The following is a 15,857-nucleotide window of genomic DNA, read 5'->3' on the forward strand; positions in this document are numbered from 1 at the left end:
CGTCAGGTCAAACGCCAGTTCGTGACATGCCGCACAACAAGCCCGCTCAGTTCGCCGAGCGACGGTCCCTGACGGCCCGCCAGCGCTCCACGAGCCGCCCGTAGGCCTCGCCCGCCGCGGCCCCGTCGCCCTGCCTGAGCGCCTCGATGCCCTCCGCCACGTCCGCCGCCGAGTGGTCGTCCTCCAGCGCGCCGTGCGGGAGCACATGCACCAGACCGCCGTAGTCGAGCTCGACCAGCGAGCGCGGGTGGAACTCCTCCAGCCAGCGCCCGACGTCGATCAGACCGTCGATGAGCGGCCCCTCGTCCATGGCGTCCTTGAGGGTCCGCAGGGCCCGCGCCACGCGCCGCCGGGCCTGCACCATGGGCGTGCGGTAGCGCAGCGTCGGCGGGGTGTCGCCGGAGCCCTTGTCGAAGTGCCGCTCCTCGTCGACGACCAGCACGAACCAGTGCAGGGGCACCTGCCAGGTCGCGGTGCGGATCCAGGGTCGGGCGTCCGGGTTGCGGGCGAGCCAGCGCTCGTAGTCCTGGGCGCTCTGGCGGCGTACGAGCTCGGGCAGGACCGCGTCCAGGACCGGCCCCGGCAGCTCGTCCCCCAGCTCCTCCAGGGCCAGCCAGCCGCGCAGCCGGGTGCGCCACGGGCACACGCACACCACGCCGTCCACATCGAGCACGAAGGCGTCGGCGCTCTCGTGCACCGGGACCGGGACGGGCGGGACGGGCAGCAAGTCGGCCAGCGAGCGGCGCAGTTCGTCCTGGTAGGACGGACGGTCCGGGCGGCGGGCGTAGCCGGCCCAGTGGCCGCGTTCCGGCTCCGGGAAGGCAGCCAGCGGTTCGTACACGCGCAGATAGGTCGCATACGGGACGATCACCGAGGACACCTTGGGCACGCCTGCTCTCTCCCCCGCCACCTGCCGGGAAAACCTGCGAAACCCGCACACAGACGTGCGGGAAAACCATGCAAATCGTCGCACGCCCGTGCCTCTGGAAAAGGTGATCCTGAGCACTGCACGGCCGTAGGCCGTCACAAGGCCTAATCTCGTGCCCACCGGCCCCGCCACCCTTACGGAAGCCGGTGACCCACCGCCGCAACTTACCCAGGAGTCACCACAGTGACCGACGTAACCGGCGCTCCTGCCGACGTGCTGCACACCCTGTTCCGCTCGGACCAGGGCGGCCACGAGCAGGTCGTGCTCTGCCAGGACCGCAGAAGCGGCCTCAAGGCCGTCATCGCCCTCCACTCCACCGCGCTGGGCCCCGCCCTCGGCGGGACGCGCTTCCACCCGTACGCGACCGAGGCGGAGGCCGTCACCGACGCGCTGAACCTCGCGCGCGGGATGTCGTACAAGAACGCCATGGCCGGCCTCGACCACGGCGGCGGCAAGGCAGTGATCATCGGGGACCCGGAGCGCGACAAGAGCGAGGAACTGCTCCTGGCGTACGGCCGGTTCGTCTCCTCCTTGGGCGGCCGCTACGTCACCGCGTGCGACGTCGGTACCTACGTCGCCGACATGGACGTCGTCGCACGTGAGTGCCGCTGGACGACCGGCCGCTCCCCCGAGAACGGCGGCGCCGGCGACTCCTCCGTCCTCACCGCCTTCGGCGTCTACCAGGGCATGCGGGCCAGCGCCGCGCACCTGTGGGGCGACCCCACGCTGCGTGGCCGTACGGTCGGCATCGCGGGCGTCGGCAAGGTGGGCCACCACCTGGTGGAGCATCTGCTGGACGAAGGCGCCCACGTGGTCATCACCGACGTCCGGCAGGAAGCCGTGTGGCGCATCGCCGACAAGCACCCGGCCGTGGGCGTGGTCACCGACACCGAGGCACTGATCCAGGTCGAGGGCCTCGACATCTACGCCCCCTGTGCGCTCGGCGGTGCCCTGAACGACGACACCGTGCCCGCGCTGAGCGCTCGGATCGTGTGCGGGGCGGCGAACAACCAGCTCGCCCACCCGGGTGTCGAGAAGGACCTCGCCGACCGCGGGATCCTCTACGCGCCGGACTACGTGGTGAACGCCGGCGGGGTCATCCAGGTCGCCGACGAACTGCACGGGTTCGACTTCGAGCGGTGCAGGGCCAAGGCCGCCGAGATCTACGACACCACGCTCGACATCTTCGCACGTGCGAAGGAAGACGGGATTCCGCCGGCTGCCGCGGCCGACCGGATCGCCGAGCAGCGGATGCATGAGGCGGCCATGGAACGGGCCCGCTGACGTCTGACCGGTACCCGTCGGCGCACACTTGGAGAGAACTCTCACGTTCGTCGGCGGGTCGGCCGCCAAGAAGTGGTTAAAATCGCGGTTGACCAGCGGGGACGGGGCTCCCCGAGGGTTCTGTGTTGGGCCACGTCCTGCGGGCGACGTACCGTATGGCCGTGGGCTCAGGTACCGTGGAAGCCCTACGGACCGGTCTCTCTGCGGAGAGTCCGTTCCAGATCATGAACGCGTGTCAAGACTCTGGGGCCGCCGGGCCCCGTATCCGAGGGGGTCGAGCCATGGGGCGCGGCCGGGCAAAGGCCAAGCAGACGAAGGTCGCCCGCCAGCTGAAGTACAGCAGCGGCGGGACTGATCTGTCGCGTCTGGCCAATGAGCTGGGCGCTTCGACGACTTCGAGCCAGCCGCCTAACGGCGAGCCGTTCGAAGACGATGAGGACGAGGACGACCCGTACTCCCAGTACGCGGATCTCTATAACGACGACGATGAGGACGAGGACGACCAGTCCGGTCCTTCGTCGCAACATCGCCGCGGCGCGTAGTGCTTGCAGCGGCTTAGCCGTTGGCCGACCCGGTCCGGAGCCTTGGCGCCGGACCGGGTTTCGTGCTGGCGTCACGGGGCTCCGCCCCGGACCCCGCTCCTCAAACGCCGGAGGGGCTGAATTCAGGCGTAGTCGCCCACCAGTTCCGCGCCTGTGGTGCGGTCTTCGCGGTCGGTGATCTCGCCGGCCACCCATGCCTCGACACCGCGATCGGCCAGGGTCTCCAGGGCCACGTCAGCGGCGTCCTGCGGGACGATCGCGATCATGCCGACGCCCATGTTCAGGGTCTTCTCCAGCTCCAGGCGCTCGACCTGCCCCGTCCTGCCGACGAGGTCGAAGATCGGGTCCGGGGTCCAGGTGGAGCGGTCCACGACGGCGTGCAGGGCGTCGGGGATCACCCGGGCCAGGTTGGCGGCGAGGCCGCCACCGGTGACGTGCGAGAAGGCGTGTACGTCCGCGGTGCGGATCAGGGCCAGGCAGTCCAGCGAGTAGATCTTGGTGGGCTCCAGGAGCTCCTCGCCGAGGGTGCGGCCGAGCTCGTCGATCCGGGCGTCCAGGGCCAGGCCCGCCTCGCTCAGGAGCACATGCCGGACGAGCGAGTACCCGTTCGAGTGAAGACCCGAGGCCGCCATCGCGATGACGGCGTCACCCTTACGGATGCGATCCGCGCCGAGGAGCCGGTCGGCCTCCACGGCGCCCGTACCGGCGCCGGCGACGTCGAAGTCGTCCGGGCCCAGCAGACCGGGGTGCTCGGCCGTCTCGCCGCCCACCAGGGCGCAGCCGGCGAGCACACAGCCCTCGGCGATGCCCTTGACGATCGCGGCGACACGCTCGGGGTGGACCTTGCCGACACAGATGTAGTCGGTCATGAACAGCGGCTCGGCGCCGCACACCACGATGTCGTCCATGACCATCGCGACGAGGTCGTGGCCGATGGTGTCGTAGACGCCCATCTGCCGTGCGATGTCGACCTTGGTCCCGACGCCGTCGGTCGCGGAGGCGAGGAGGGGACGCTCGTAGCGCTTGAGGGCGGAGGCGTCGAAGAGACCGGCGAAACCGCCGAGGCCGCCGAGGACCTCGGGACGCCGGGCCTTCTTCACCCACTCCTTCATCAGCTCGACGGCGCGGTCGCCCGCTTCGATGTCGACGCCCGCGGCTGCGTAGCTGGCACCAGTTGTCTCAGACATGGCAGTAGAGAACTTTCGTGTCGTACGGCAGGTGGGACGGGCTGTCTACGGGCGACGGATCGCGTCGGACGCGGCCGTGGCGGCGGGCCCCGCGGCCAGCTCGGTCTCCAGGAGCTGCTTGCCGAGCAGCTCGGGGTCCGGGAGCTCCATCGGGTACTCGCCGTCGAAGCAGGCACGGCACAGGTCCGGCTTGGCGATGGTGGTCGCCTCGATCATGCCGTCGAGGGAGATGTACGAGAGGGAGTCGGCGCCCAGCGAGGTGCCGATCTCGTCGATGGTCATGCCGTTGGCGATGAGTTCCGCGCGGGTGGCGAAATCTATGCCGAAGAAGCAGGGCCACTTCACGGGCGGCGAGGAGATCCGGATGTGGACCTCCGCCGCGCCCGCCTCACGGAGCATCCGCACCAGGGCCCGCTGGGTGTTGCCGCGCACGATCGAGTCGTCGACGACGACCAGGCGCTTGCCCTTGATGACTTCCTTGAGCGGATTCAGCTTCAGGCGGATGCCGAGCTGGCGAATGGTCTGCGAGGGCTGGATGAACGTACGGCCGACGTAGGCGTTCTTCACTAGACCCGCGCCGAAGGGGATGCCGGACGCCTCGGCGTAGCCGATGGCTGCCGGGGTGCCCGACTCCGGTGTCGCTATGACCAGGTCGGCGTCGACCGGGGCTTCCTTCGCGAGCTTGCGGCCCATCTCCACGCGGGAGAGGTACACGTTCCGGCCGGCGATGTCGGTGTCGGGGCGCGCGAGATAGACGTACTCGAAGACGCAGCCCTTGGGCTTCGCTTCCGCGAATCGGGAGGTGCGCAGGCCGTTCTCGTCGATGGCGACGAACTCGCCCGGCTCGATCTCGCGGACATAGCTCGCACCGCAGATGTCGAGGGCGGCGGACTCGGAGGCCACGACCCAGCCGCGCTCGAGACGGCCGAGAACCAGCGGGCGGATGCCCTGCGGGTCGCGGGCTGCGTAGAGGGTGTGCTCGTCCATGAAGACGAGGGAGAAGGCGCCCTGGACCTGCGGGAGGATCCTCGCGGAGGCCTCCTCGATGGTCAGCGGCTTGCCGTCCTCGTCGACCTGGGCCGCGAGGAGCGCGGTGAGCAGGTCGGTGTCGTTGGTGGCCGCCACTCGCGGGCTGCGGCCTTCCTGCTTGGGCAGGTCGGCGACCATCTCGGCGAGCTGCGCCGTGTTGACCAGGTTGCCGTTGTGGCCGAGCGCGATGGAACCGTGCGCGGTGGCACGGAACGTCGGCTGGGCGTTCTCCCACACGGAGGCGCCGGTGGTCGAGTAGCGGGCGTGACCGACCGCGATGTGACCCTGGAGCGAACCGAGCGAGGTCTCGTCGAAGACCTGGGACACGAGGCCCATGTCCTTGAAGACGAGGATCTGCGAGCCGTTACTGACCGCGATTCCCGCGGATTCCTGGCCTCGATGCTGGAGGGCGTAGAGCCCGAAGTAGGAGAGCTTGGCGACCTCTTCGCCCGGAGCCCAGACACCGAAGACGCCGCAAGCGTCCTGGGGGCCCTTCTCACCGGGGAGCAGGTCGTGGTTGAGTCGTCCGTCACCACGTGGCACGGCTCCGAGTGTAGGCGAGATCGACCAACGGTCCGAATTCGCGGAGAGTGGGCTTTCTTACTCCGCGCGGGCCCGAAGATCCTTCCCGGAAGCCGTCGTGAGCGTCAGAGAATCACGTTCCTGCAGGTAGGACACCTTGCCGGAGAGGATTTCGGCGAGTTCGCGCTCGGTCTTCATCACCGGGCCGGAACACACCATGCGTGTGGTTGCGAGGCGCCCGAACTCGATGGTGCCGCCCTTGACGGTGGCCTTGCCGTGAAATGTGTTACAGCCGAGGCTGCCGGTGACGGCGTCGTCCTTGGTGAGCGTGAGGTACGCCTTCGTGTCCGTCTTCGTGTCCGACTGCGTCTCGACGGCCCAGCGGGTGCCCTTGAGGGGCGGCGGGTCCGCGCTCTTGTCGTGGAGGGTGATGCTGTCGCCCCCGGGGCTGGTCAGGGTGAGGGTCCGGATGCCGTTCCGCTCCTGGACCGCGGCCTTGAGGTCGTTGTCGAAGACGCGTATGAACTTCTGCTCGAACTCTCCCACCGGGCCCGGGCAGCCCATCGCCGTCATCGCGAGGTCGGAGATCCTCACGGTGTCGCCCACGATCTCGGCGTCGGCGCCGAAGCTGTTGCAGCCGACGCTGCCGCCGGACTCACCGCCCTCGACGTCCGGGTCGGCCGTGCCGGGCTTGAAGGTGATCTCGGCCTCGTCGCGCGAGGAGCCCTTCCCCTCCGGGAGGGGATAGTCCTTGCCGTCCACGGTCACCTTCCGGGGAATCCAGTGGGCGTCCGCGATGGCAGGGGCCTTCTTCGTCTCCCCTTCGCCGACAGGGCCGCTTCCGCTGCCGGACTCCGTGCCGCAGGCGGCCAGGACGGCGGTGCCGGCCAGGGCTGCGGCGGCGTACTTCACGTAGGTCGTCCGCTTCATGGTTCTTTGACGCACGAGGCGGCTCGAGGGTTCGGTGCCGTTACCAGTCCGTTGTCATGCTCGCCGTCAGCTCATCAGGGGCAGCAGTCCGCCCAGGTCCGCCCGTTCCCCGCTCGCGCTGACCTCGGCCTCGTCGAGCGCGCCCTGCCAGGTCCGCCGCCCGGTGGCGAGCCGGATCCAGGTCAGCGGGTCGGTCTCCACCACGTTGGGAGGGGTGCCCCGGGTGTGCTTCGGCCCCTCGACGCACTGCACGACGGCGTACGGCGGGATCCGCACCTCGGTCGAGCCGCCGGGTGCCTTGCTGGCCAGGGTGTCGGCGAGCAGGCGGGTGCAGGCGGCGAGGGCCTGACGGTCGTGAGGGACGTCGAGGCCGGGCACGGCGGCGTTGAGGTCGTCGGTGTGGACGACGAGCTCGACGGTACGGGTGACCAGGTAGTCGGCGAGGGGCAGCGCACCCGCGTTGGTCTCCAGGAGCCGGGTGCCGGGGTGCGCGTCCAGCAGCTCGGTCAGGGTCCGGTCGACGTCCGTGAGGTAGGCGTCGAGGTCGGGGTGCTGTTCGGCGACGCCCCGGGTGAAGTCGGCGATGGCCGCGGAGCTGGCGGCGGTGGCGAACGGCCAGTCGAGGACCGTGGCGTCCTGCCGCGCGGGCGCCGGCAGGGCCAGGGCCCGGTGAACGGCGGTGACCGCCATCCCGATGTGCGCGACCAGCTCCCGTACGGTCCACTCCCCCAGTCGCGTCGACCGCGCCAGCTGCTCCGGAGTCAGGGTGCGCACGGCCTCGCGTACGTTCCCGAGCTGGGCCTCGACGGCCTTGCGGACCTTGACGGGGTCGTAGGTACGGGCGCGCTTCCTGGCCGTTGGCATGACGGCGAGCCTAGTCGGCGCGGAGGGCGACCGGCGGGGGAGGTGGCCTCCGTGCGGCCGCGGGGGTGGGTGATGTCGAGGACGTACCGGTCGGTGGGCGGGGTGCCGGGCCGGGCCGCTTCGGCCAGGGAACCGCACACCCTGCGCGCGTGGTCCGCCAGCCCCTGCTCGACCGGGGCGGGAGTGTCCGCGGCGGCCGTCTCGACGGGCTCGGCCGGCGGACCGGGCGACTCCCGCGTGCCCTTCTGCGTGGCCTTCTGCGTGTCCGCGCTGTTGGCGCTGCGACTCACCAAGTCGCCTGCTGGGCACGGTGGTTCGGGGTCGGCGCGGCGACCTGTGGCGGTACGACGAAGGCCCCGTCCGTCGGTGTGACGGGCGGGGCCTTCGGGGTCGTACGACTGCCGGCTACTTGAACAATGCCGGGATCGTCTCCTCGTGAGCGACCCGCAGTTCCTCCAGCGACAGCTCGAACTCGCCCTGGAGCTCGATCGAATCGCCGTCGACGACACCGATGCGGGTGACGGGCAGGCCCCGCGCGCCGCACATGTCGTTGAAGCGGAGCTCCTCGGAGCGGGGGATCGCCACGACCGCGCGGCCGGCCGACTCCGAGAACAGCAGCGTGAACGCGTCCAGACCGTCCGGGACGATCAGGCGGGCGCCCTTGCCACCGAGCAGCGCCGACTCCACGACCGCCTGGATCAGGCCGCCGTCGGAGAGGTCGTGCGCGGAGTCGATCATGCCGTCGCGGGAGGCGGAGATCAGGATCTCGGCCAGCAGGCGCTCGCGCTCCAGGTCGACCTTGGGCGGCAGGCCGCCGAGGTGGTCGTGGATCACCTGGGACCAGGCCGAACCGCCGAACTCCTCACGCGTGTCGCCGAGGAGGTACAGCAGCTGCCCCTCCTCCTGGAAGGCGACCGGCGTGCGGCGTGCGACGTCGTCGATGACGCCCAGGACCGCGACGACGGGGGTGGGGTGGATGGCCACCTCGCCCGTCTGGTTGTAGAGGGAGACGTTTCCGCCGGTGACCGGGGTGCCCAACTGCTGGCAGGCGTCGGCGAGTCCACGGATGGCCTCGGCGAACTGCCACATGACGGCCGGGTCCTCGGGCGAGCCGAAGTTCAGGCAGTCGGAGACGGCGAGCGGCTTGGCGCCGGTGGTCGCCACGTTGCGGTAGGCCTCGGACAGCGCCAACTGGGCGCCCGCGTACGGGTCCAGCTTGGCGTAGCGGCCGTTGCCGTCCGTCGCGATCGCGACACCGAGGCCGCTCTCCTCGTCGATGCGGATCATGCCGGAGTCCTCCGGCTGGGCCAGCACCGTGTTGCCCTGCACGAAGTGGTCGTACTGGGACGTGATCCACTTCTTGGAGGCCTGGTTGGGGGACGACACCAGCCTCAGGACCTGGTCCTTCAGCTCCGCCGAACTCCCGGGCCGGGCAAGCTTGTCGGCGCCGTCCGCCTGGAGGGCGTCCTGCCACTCGGGGCGGGCGTACGGGCGCTCGTACACCGGGCCGTCGTGCGCGACCGTGCGCGGGTCGACGTCGACGATCTTGCCGCCGTGCCAGTAGATCTCCAGCCGGTCGCCGTCGGTGACCTCACCGATGACGGTGGCGATGACGTCCCACTTGTCGCAGATCTCCAGGAACCGGTCGACCTTCTCCGGCTCGACGACCGCGCACATGCGTTCCTGCGACTCGCTCATGAGGATTTCCTCGGGCGAGAGCGTCGAGTCGCGCAGCGGTACGTCGTCCAGCGTCACCCGCATGCCGCCGGAGCCGTTCGACGCCAGCTCGGACGTGGCGCAGGACAGGCCCGCCGCACCGAGGTCCTGGATGCCGACGACCAGCTTTTCCTTGAAGGCCTCCAGGGTGCACTCGATGAGGAGCTTCTCCTGGAAGGGGTCGCCGACCTGGACCGCGGGGCGCTTCGACGGCTTGGCGTCGTCGAAGGTCTCGGACGCCAGGATGGACGCGCCACCGATGCCGTCGCCACCCGTACGGGCCCCGTACAGGATGACCTTGTTTCCCGTGCCGGACGCCTTCGCGAGGTGGATGTCCTCGTGCCGCATCACACCGATGGCACCGGCGTTGACCAGCGGGTTGCCCTGGTAGCAGGCGTCGAAGACGACCTCGCCGCCGATGTTGGGGAGCCCGAGGCAGTTGCCGTAGCCGCCGATGCCCGCCACCACACCCGGCAGCACGCGCTTGGTGTCCGGGTGGTCGGCCGCACCGAACCGCAGCGGGTCCACGACCGCCACCGGACGGGCGCCCATCGCGATGATGTCGCGCACGATGCCGCCGACGCCGGTGGCCGCGCCCTGGTAGGGCTCGACGTACGACGGGTGGTTGTGCGACTCGACCTTGAAGGTGACCGCGTAACCCTGGCCGACGTCGACGACACCGGCGTTCTCGCCGATACCGACGAGCAGCGCGTCGCTCTGCGGGGCCTTCTCGCCGAACTGGCGCAGGTGCACCTTCGACGACTTGTAGCTGCAGTGCTCGGACCACATGACCGAGTACATGGCCAGCTCGGCACCGGTGGGCCGGCGGCCGAGGATCTCCACGACCCGCTCGTACTCGTCCTTCTTCAGGCCGAGTTCGGCCCAGGGCAGCTCGACGTCGGGGGTCGCGGCCGCGTGCTCGACCGTGTCCAGAGGCGTCCGGCTCATGCGTTGACCAGCTTCTTGAGGATCGAGGTGAAGAAGGGGAGGCCGTCGGTGCGGCCGGACCCGATGAGCGGCTCGACGGCGTGCTCCGGGTGCGGCATGAGGCCTACGACGTTCCCGGCCTCGTTGGTGATGCCGGCGATGTCGCGCAGCGAACCGTTCGGGTTGAAGTCCACGTAACGGAACGCGACCCGGCCCTCCGCCTCCAGCTTGTCCAGCGTGTACTCGTCGGCGACGTACCGGCCGTCCATGTTCTTCAGCGGGATGTGGATCTCCTGGCCGGACTCGTAGTCGACGGTCCAGGCGGTGTCCGCGTTCTCCACGCGCAGCTTCTGGTCGCGGCAGATGAAGTGGAGGTGGTCGTTGCCGAGCATCCCGCCGGGAAGCAGGTGCGCCTCGGTGAGGATCTGGAAGCCGTTGCAGATACCGAGGACCGGAAGTCCTGCCCTGGCCTGCTCGATGACCGTCTCCATCACCGGCGAGAAGCGGGAGATGGCACCGGCCCGCAGATAGTCGCCGTAGGAGAAACCACCGGGAAGGACGACCGCGTCGACCTGGTGGAGGTCCTTGTCCTTGTGCCAGAGGGCGACCGGCTCGGCGCCCGCGAGGCGGATCGCGCGCTGGGTGTCCCGGTCGTCAAGGCTGCCGGGGAAAGTGACGACGCCAATACGAGCGGTCACTTCGCGGCCTCCGCGACTTCCTCCACCTTGACGGTGAAGTCCTCGATCACGGTGTTGGCGAGGAAGGATTCCGCAAGATCGTGGATGCGGGCGAGCGCGGCCTCGTCGACCGGTCCGTCAACTTCCAGTTCGAATCGCTTTCCCTGACGTACGTCGGAGATGCCGTCGAAACCCAACCGCGGCAGTGCACGCTGCACCGCCTGGCCCTGGGGGTCGAGGATCTCCGGCTTGAGCATGACGTCGACTACGACGCGTGCCACTGGCACTCCCGGTGGTGTGGTGCTGAGCAGGTTCCTTCAGACTACCCGCACAAAATTTCTACGCGCGTTGAGTTGTAGGAATCTACGTGACGGCCATCACGGTCCAGTACGGAGGCGGACGTTGGCGAAAATTTCCGGGAAAGATCTCGGATCGACACCCGATACCTATTGCGCTCGGACACGCGGAAGGATTTAGTCGAGCTTCACAATGCATTGTCGGGCACTGTACAAATGAATTGGCAACGTGCCGTACGAAGGGACCGATATTCGTGGCGCAGAAGGTCGTGGTCACTCTCTCCGACGACATCGACGGCTCGGAAGCGGCGGAAACGATCGCCTTCGGACTCGACGGCAAGTCGTACGAGATCGACCTGAATCAATCCAATGCCGAGAAACTGCGTAAGGCGCTTGAGCCGTACGTGGAGGCCGGCCGCAAGCGGTCCAGGTCGGGCAAGGCGTACAGGCAGACCGAGGTCGCTCCCGACCCGGCTGCGGTCCGGGCCTGGGCCCAGGCCAACAAGATGGACGTCCCCGCCCGCGGACGGATTCCCAAGAGGGTCTACGAGGCGTTCGCCGAGGCTCAGTGAGCCGAGGGAGCCGAGGGAGCCTGAGAATCCCGGCCCTGCAGTCCTGACAATGGAGTCCTGGCCGCGGATCCCGGCCGCGGACTCCGGGCCCTGAGCGTCCCGGCCCTGCGTGCCGTGGCCCTGAGAGCCAGGCTTCTGGGACGCGGGGACGGGAACACGGGTGCGTGAACGCGCCCTTGCGCGCTGGGCCGACGCCGGGTCACCCGCCCCTCGGGACAACCGACTTGCGTTGCACCCCACCTGGTCAGCTAGAGTCTGGAACACGCCGAGGGGCAAGGCCGAAAGGCCCAGCTCACGAAGTACACGCGGGTGTAGTTCAGTAGTAGAACATCCCCCTTCCAGGGGGAAGGCGCAGTGTGCAATTCCTGTCACCCGCTCCGCACCGCCGATCAGACCACCCCCTCGGGGGAGGATCAGGTAGGCTGGTGCTCGCGCCGATCGGTGAAAGCCGGTCGGAGGCAATGCGGACGTAGCTCAGTTGGTAGAGCGCAACCTTGCCAAGGTTGAGGTCGCCAGTTCGAACCTGGTCGTCCGCTCCACAGAGAAGACCCCGGTCATCGCGACCGGGGTCTTTTCGTGTCCCCTCACTCCGTCTGACATTTGTCATACGGAGTGGTGACAGCGCGCACTGCTGCCGCGCCCGGTCCGCCGGGACGCTGAGTTCATGAACACCGACGAACACGAACACGTGATTGAGGTCACCGGCCTGCGGCGTGTGTACGGGGGCGGGTTCGAGGCGGTGCGCGGAATCGGATTCTCCGTGGCCCGCGGAGAGATCTTCGCCCTGCTCGGCACCAATGGCGCCGGAAAGACCTCCACCGTGGAACTGCTGGAGGGGCTCGCCCCGCCGACCGACGGGAGGATCCGCGTCCTCGGCCACGATCCCTACGCCGAGCGGGCCGTCGTACGGCCACGCACCGGGGTGATGCTCCAGGAGGGCGGTTTCCCGTCCGAGCTGACGGTCGGCGAGACCGCGCGGATGTGGGCGAGCTGCGTCAGCGGGGCCCGGCCGCCGCTGGAGGTGCTGGAACTGGTCGGGCTCGCCCGGCGGACCGGCGTACGGGTCAAGCAGTTGTCCGGTGGCGAGCGGCGCCGCCTCGACCTGGCCCTCGCGCTGCTCGGCGACCCCGAGGTGCTGTTCCTCGACGAGCCGACCACCGGGCTGGATGCCCAAGGGCGCCGGGACACCTGGGAGTTGGTGCAGTCCCTGCGCGACCGCGGCACGACCGTGCTGCTCACCACGCACTACCTGGAAGAAGCCGAGGAGCTCGCCGACCGGCTGGCGATCCTCCACGAGGGGCGCATCGCCGCCACCGGGACGACGGCCGAGGTGACCGCCGGGCAGCCGTCCCGGATCTCCTTCCGGCTGCCGGACAGCTACCACCTCGGCGATCTCCCGCCGCTCGACGCGCTGGGCGTGTGCGGGCACGAGGTCGACGGGCGGGTCGTACGGCTGTGGACGCGGGAACTTCAGCGGGCGGCCACCGGGCTGCTGGTGTGGGCCGACGCGGCCCGGGTCGAGTTGCACGGTCTCGACGTGCGGTCGGCGTCCCTGGAGGAGGCGTTCCTCGGGATCGCACGGGAAGAGAAGGAGCGGGTGGCATGAGCGGGAGCGCGATCGGAAGTACGGCGGCGAGCGCCGCGGAGCGTACGACCACCACGCCGGCCGGACGCGTCGGCGCACTCGGGCGGGCCGAACTGACGCTGTTCCTGCGGAGCAAGGGCATGATCCTCTCGGCGGTGTTCCTGCCGCTGGTACTGCCCTTCAGCCTGCGGGCGAGCATCCCGGACGCGGACCTGAAGGAACAGGGCCTCAGCCTCGGGATGCTGCTGATTCCCGGGGCCGTCGGTTTCTCACTGCTCTTCGCGGTCTACACGGCCCTGACCGGCGTCTTCGTCGGACGGCGTGAGGAGCTCGTCCTCAAGCGGCTGCGCACCGGGGAGCTGCGGGACCACGAGATCATGGCCGGGGCGGCGCTGCCCGCGATCGTCACGAGCCTCGTGCAGTGCGTGCTCCTCGCCGTCGGCTGCTCGGTACTGCTGGATCTGGCCGCGCCGAAGGCACCCCTCCTCGCCGTCCTCGGTGTGCTCCTCGGTCTGCTGATGAGTGCGGCCCTCGCCGCGCTGACCGCGAGCTTCACCCGGACCGTGGAGAGCGCCCAGGTCACCGGGCTGCCGCTGATGATCATCACGATGATGGGCTCGGGGGTCGCCGTCCCGCGGGAATTCCTGCCCGACCGGATCGCCTCGGTGTGCGAACTGCTGCCGCTCACCCCGGTGATCACGCTGGTGCGCGGCGGCTGGAGCGGCGACCTCTCCGCCTACGAGGCCCTGGGAGCGGTACTGACGGCGCTGGCCTGGACCGCGCTGACCGTGTTTGCTGTGCAGCGGTGGTTCCGCTGGGAACCCCGGCGCTGAACGGTACGGGGGGCAGGAGAATGCGTGATTCGGCCGGCTGGTGGCGGCGCAAGAGCACACCGGCGAAGGTGGAGACGTACACGCGCTGGTCGTTCCACTTCTTCGCCCTGCTCGAGGTCCTGGCGATCGGGCTGCCGGTCCTCGGGCAGATGACCGGCTCACCGGGGGTCTGGCTGCTCCTGCTGGTCTGCGCGCACTCCGTGGTCTGCGCGGTGACCGCGTCCCGGGCGCTCGACTGGACCCGGGGACGGCGCGAGCAGCCGGTGCGGATGCTGTGGGTGCTCGGCGCGGTGACCGTGCTCGTGGCCTCCGTGGCGATCGGGATCGCCGAGCGGGGGCCGCGCGGCGACGACGTCGACGCTGCGGCGGGCTCGGTCTTCGTGGGGGTCCTGGTCTTCGGGGCCGGCACCGGCGCGCTGGCCATCCGCAGACGCCGCAGGGCGGTCGCGTTGGTGTGCGGCTTCGCCGGAGGCGCCGTGATCGGCGGGTTCCCGCTCGGCACAGCCCTTTCCGGCGCGCTGGCCACCGGGCTCGTGGTGCTCCTCGGCGCCGCCTTCCTCGCCTTCACCTCCGTCTTCTCCGTCTGGCTCCTCAACGCCGTCTACGAACTCGACGCCGCCCGCGAGACCCGCGCCCGGCTCGCCGTCGCCGAGGAACGGCTGCGGTTCGGGCGGGACCTGCACGACGTGGTGGGCCGGAACCTGGCGGTGATCGCGTTGAAGAGCGAGCTGGCCGTGCAGCTGACCCGGCGCGGACGGGACGAGGCCGTGGACCAGATGACCGAGGTGCAGCGGATCGCGCAGGAGACACAGCGCGAGGTGCGGGACGTTGTACGGGGGTACCGGGAGGCCGACCTCAGGTCCGAACTCGCCGGAGCGCAAGGGGTGTTGACCGCCGCCGGCATCGACTGCGAGGTCACCGGGGAGCCGGCCGGACTGCCCGCCGAGGTGCAGTCGGCGCTCGGCTGGGTGGTGCGGGAGGCCACCACGAACGTCCTGCGGCACGGCGACCCCGAGCGGTGCACGGTGACCGTGCTCACGCTGGCGGAACGGGTGGTGCTGACCGTGGAGAACGACGGGGCGCTGCGGGCCTCGGACACCGGCGGCTCCGGGCTCGCCGGACTGCGGGAGCGGCTCGCGGCCGTGGCCGGGACGCTGGAGGCGGGCCGGGTGCGCGAGGGTGTGTTCCGGCTGGTGGCGGAGGTGCCACTGGCGGCGGACGTACCGCTGGCGGCGGGGGAGGCGGTCTCGTGACGGTCTCGGTGACGAGGGAGGCGGCGCTGTGAGGGCAGTTGGCGACGATGGGGGCGGTGCGGCTGTGACGGCCGCTACGGGTGGCGGGGGAGGCGGTTCCGTGACCGTGCGGGTGCTGCTCGCCGACGACGAGCATCTGATCCGGGGCGCGCTGGCCGCGTTGCTTTCGCTGGAGGACGACCTCGCGATCGTCGCGGAGGCGGCGACCGGCCCCGAAGCGCTGGCGATGGCCCGGGCGCACGAGCCCGACGTCGCCGTACTCGATCTTCAGATGCCCGGCGCGGACGGTGTGAAGGTCGCCACATCCCTGCGCGCGGAACTGCCGTCGTGCAAGGTGCTGATCGTCACCAGCCACGGTCGGCCGGGGCATCTCAAGCGGTCCCTGGAGGCCGGTGTGCGGGGGTTCGTCCCGAAGACCGTGAGCGCACGGAAACTCGCCGAGATCATCCGCACGGTGTACGCGGGAAACCGTTACGTCGACCCCGAGTTGGCCGCCGACGCGATCTCCGCCGGGGACTCGCCACTGACCGCGCGGGAGGCCGAGGTGCTGGAACTCGCCGCCGACGGGGCGCCCGTCGCGGAGATCGCCGAACGTGCCGCGCTGTCGCAGGGAACCGTCCGGAACTACCTGTCGTCGGCCGTGTCGAAACTCGGTGCCGAGAACCGGCATGCGGCGGTGCGGCTCGCACGGGAACGAGGTTGGGTATAGTGG

General features: G+C 69.9%; 15 protein-coding genes and 2 tRNA genes. 9 read left to right on the forward strand and 8 right to left on the reverse strand.

Features of this window, described 5'->3' with window-relative positions:
* Nucleotides 1-46: 46 nt before the first annotated feature.
* Nucleotides 47-889, reverse strand: a complete 843-nt coding sequence (locus OHT57_RS24060; RefSeq protein ID WP_328748563.1) for a hypothetical protein — start codon at nucleotides 887-889, stop codon at nucleotides 47-49.
* A 222-nt stretch (nucleotides 890-1,111) separates the two neighbouring features.
* On the opposite strand from OHT57_RS24060, the gene OHT57_RS24065 reads away from it, so the two are divergent.
* Nucleotides 1,112-2,212 (forward strand): Leu/Phe/Val dehydrogenase, encoded by a 1,101-nt coding sequence (locus OHT57_RS24065; RefSeq protein ID WP_328748564.1) that lies wholly within the window; start codon nucleotides 1,112-1,114, stop codon nucleotides 2,210-2,212.
* 281 nt (nucleotides 2,213-2,493) lie between these two features.
* Nucleotides 2,494-2,754: a DUF3073 domain-containing protein gene (locus tag OHT57_RS24070; protein ID WP_328748565.1), complete on the forward strand. Its 261-nt coding sequence runs from the start codon at nucleotides 2,494-2,496 to the stop codon at nucleotides 2,752-2,754.
* A gap of 122 nt (nucleotides 2,755-2,876) precedes the next feature.
* On the opposite strand, the gene purM is transcribed toward OHT57_RS24070, so the two are convergent.
* The 7 genes from purM to purS form a co-directional block, all read right to left on the reverse strand.
* A complete protein-coding gene (gene purM / locus OHT57_RS24075) occupies nucleotides 2,877-3,941 on the reverse strand; it encodes a phosphoribosylformylglycinamidine cyclo-ligase (protein ID WP_328748566.1) in 1,065 nt (354 codons plus the stop codon).
* Between the two features lie 45 nt (nucleotides 3,942-3,986).
* Nucleotides 3,987-5,513 carry an amidophosphoribosyltransferase gene (gene purF / locus OHT57_RS24080; protein WP_328748567.1) on the reverse strand — a complete coding sequence of 509 codons (1,527 nt, stop codon included), beginning with the start codon at nucleotides 5,511-5,513 and terminating at the stop codon, nucleotides 3,987-3,989.
* Between the two features lie 57 nt (nucleotides 5,514-5,570).
* Entirely contained in the window at nucleotides 5,571-6,422 is an 852-nt protein-coding gene (locus OHT57_RS24085; RefSeq protein WP_328748568.1) for an META domain-containing protein, read from the reverse strand.
* A gap of 66 nt (nucleotides 6,423-6,488) precedes the next feature.
* Nucleotides 6,489-7,286: a maleylpyruvate isomerase family mycothiol-dependent enzyme gene (locus OHT57_RS24090; RefSeq protein WP_328748569.1), complete on the reverse strand. Its 798-nt coding sequence runs from the start codon at nucleotides 7,284-7,286 to the stop codon at nucleotides 6,489-6,491.
* Between the two features lie 405 nt (nucleotides 7,287-7,691).
* Entirely contained in the window at nucleotides 7,692-9,950 is a 2,259-nt protein-coding gene (gene purL, locus OHT57_RS24095) for a phosphoribosylformylglycinamidine synthase subunit PurL (RefSeq protein ID WP_328748570.1), read from the reverse strand.
* Entirely contained in the window at nucleotides 9,947-10,627 is a 681-nt protein-coding gene (gene purQ, locus OHT57_RS24100) for a phosphoribosylformylglycinamidine synthase subunit PurQ (protein ID WP_328748571.1), read from the reverse strand. The genes purL and purQ overlap by 4 nt, the downstream gene beginning before the upstream one ends.
* Nucleotides 10,624-10,887 (reverse strand): phosphoribosylformylglycinamidine synthase subunit PurS, encoded by a 264-nt coding sequence (purS, locus tag OHT57_RS24105; RefSeq protein ID WP_007383088.1) that lies wholly within the window; start codon nucleotides 10,885-10,887, stop codon nucleotides 10,624-10,626. The genes purQ and purS overlap by 4 nt, the downstream gene beginning before the upstream one ends.
* A gap of 269 nt (nucleotides 10,888-11,156) precedes the next feature.
* On the opposite strand from purS, the gene OHT57_RS24110 reads away from it, so the two are divergent.
* The 7 genes from OHT57_RS24110 to OHT57_RS24140 all read left to right on the forward strand — a co-directional run bounded on the left by OHT57_RS24110 (nucleotide 11,157) and on the right by OHT57_RS24140 (nucleotide 15,854).
* Nucleotides 11,157-11,474, forward strand: coding sequence for a histone-like nucleoid-structuring protein Lsr2 (locus OHT57_RS24110; protein WP_328748572.1), 318 nt, complete (start codon nucleotides 11,157-11,159; stop codon nucleotides 11,472-11,474).
* Nucleotides 11,475-11,779: 305 nt separating this feature from the next.
* A tRNA-Gly gene (locus OHT57_RS24115) sits at nucleotides 11,780-11,851 on the forward strand.
* An 86-nt stretch (nucleotides 11,852-11,937) separates the two neighbouring features.
* Nucleotides 11,938-12,013: transfer RNA gene (locus OHT57_RS24120), tRNA-Gly, on the forward strand.
* Nucleotides 12,014-12,138: 125 nt separating this feature from the next.
* Entirely contained in the window at nucleotides 12,139-13,080 is a 942-nt protein-coding gene (locus OHT57_RS24125) for an ABC transporter ATP-binding protein (RefSeq protein ID WP_328748573.1), read from the forward strand.
* The gene (locus tag OHT57_RS24130) at nucleotides 13,077-13,892 is read left to right on the forward strand and encodes an ABC transporter permease (protein ID WP_328748574.1); all 816 of its coding nucleotides are present in this window, start codon (nucleotides 13,077-13,079) and stop codon (nucleotides 13,890-13,892) included. Before OHT57_RS24125 ends, OHT57_RS24130 begins: the two co-directional genes overlap by 4 nt.
* 20 nt (nucleotides 13,893-13,912) lie before the next feature.
* Nucleotides 13,913-15,145: a sensor histidine kinase gene (locus OHT57_RS24135; protein ID WP_328748575.1), complete on the forward strand. Its 1,233-nt coding sequence runs from the start codon at nucleotides 13,913-13,915 to the stop codon at nucleotides 15,143-15,145.
* 100 nt (nucleotides 15,146-15,245) lie between these two features.
* Entirely contained in the window at nucleotides 15,246-15,854 is a 609-nt protein-coding gene (locus OHT57_RS24140; protein ID WP_328748576.1) for a response regulator transcription factor, read from the forward strand.
* Nucleotides 15,855-15,857: the final 3 nt, after the last annotated feature.

The organism is Streptomyces sp. NBC_00285, from assembly GCF_036174265.1.
Taxonomy (GTDB): Bacteria; Actinomycetota; Actinomycetes; order Streptomycetales; family Streptomycetaceae; genus Streptomyces.

Coding starts and splice junctions, on each gene's coding strand:
- OHT57_RS24070 (WP_328748565.1), top strand. CDS start 2,494: ATGGGGCGCGGCCGGGCAAAGGCCAAGCAGACGAAGGTCGCCCGCCAG.
- purM (WP_328748566.1), bottom strand. CDS start 3,941: ATGTCTGAGACAACTGGTGCCAGCTACGCAGCCGCGGGCGTCGACATC.
- OHT57_RS24085 (WP_328748568.1), bottom strand. CDS start 6,422: ATGAAGCGGACGACCTACGTGAAGTACGCCGCCGCAGCCCTGGCCGGC.
- OHT57_RS24090 (WP_328748569.1), bottom strand. CDS start 7,286: ATGCCAACGGCCAGGAAGCGCGCCCGTACCTACGACCCCGTCAAGGTC.
- purL (WP_328748570.1), bottom strand. CDS start 9,950: ATGAGCCGGACGCCTCTGGACACGGTCGAGCACGCGGCCGCGACCCCC.
- OHT57_RS24125 (WP_328748573.1), top strand. CDS start 12,139: ATGAACACCGACGAACACGAACACGTGATTGAGGTCACCGGCCTGCGG.
- OHT57_RS24130 (WP_328748574.1), top strand. CDS start 13,077: ATGAGCGGGAGCGCGATCGGAAGTACGGCGGCGAGCGCCGCGGAGCGT.
- OHT57_RS24135 (WP_328748575.1), top strand. CDS start 13,913: ATGCGTGATTCGGCCGGCTGGTGGCGGCGCAAGAGCACACCGGCGAAG.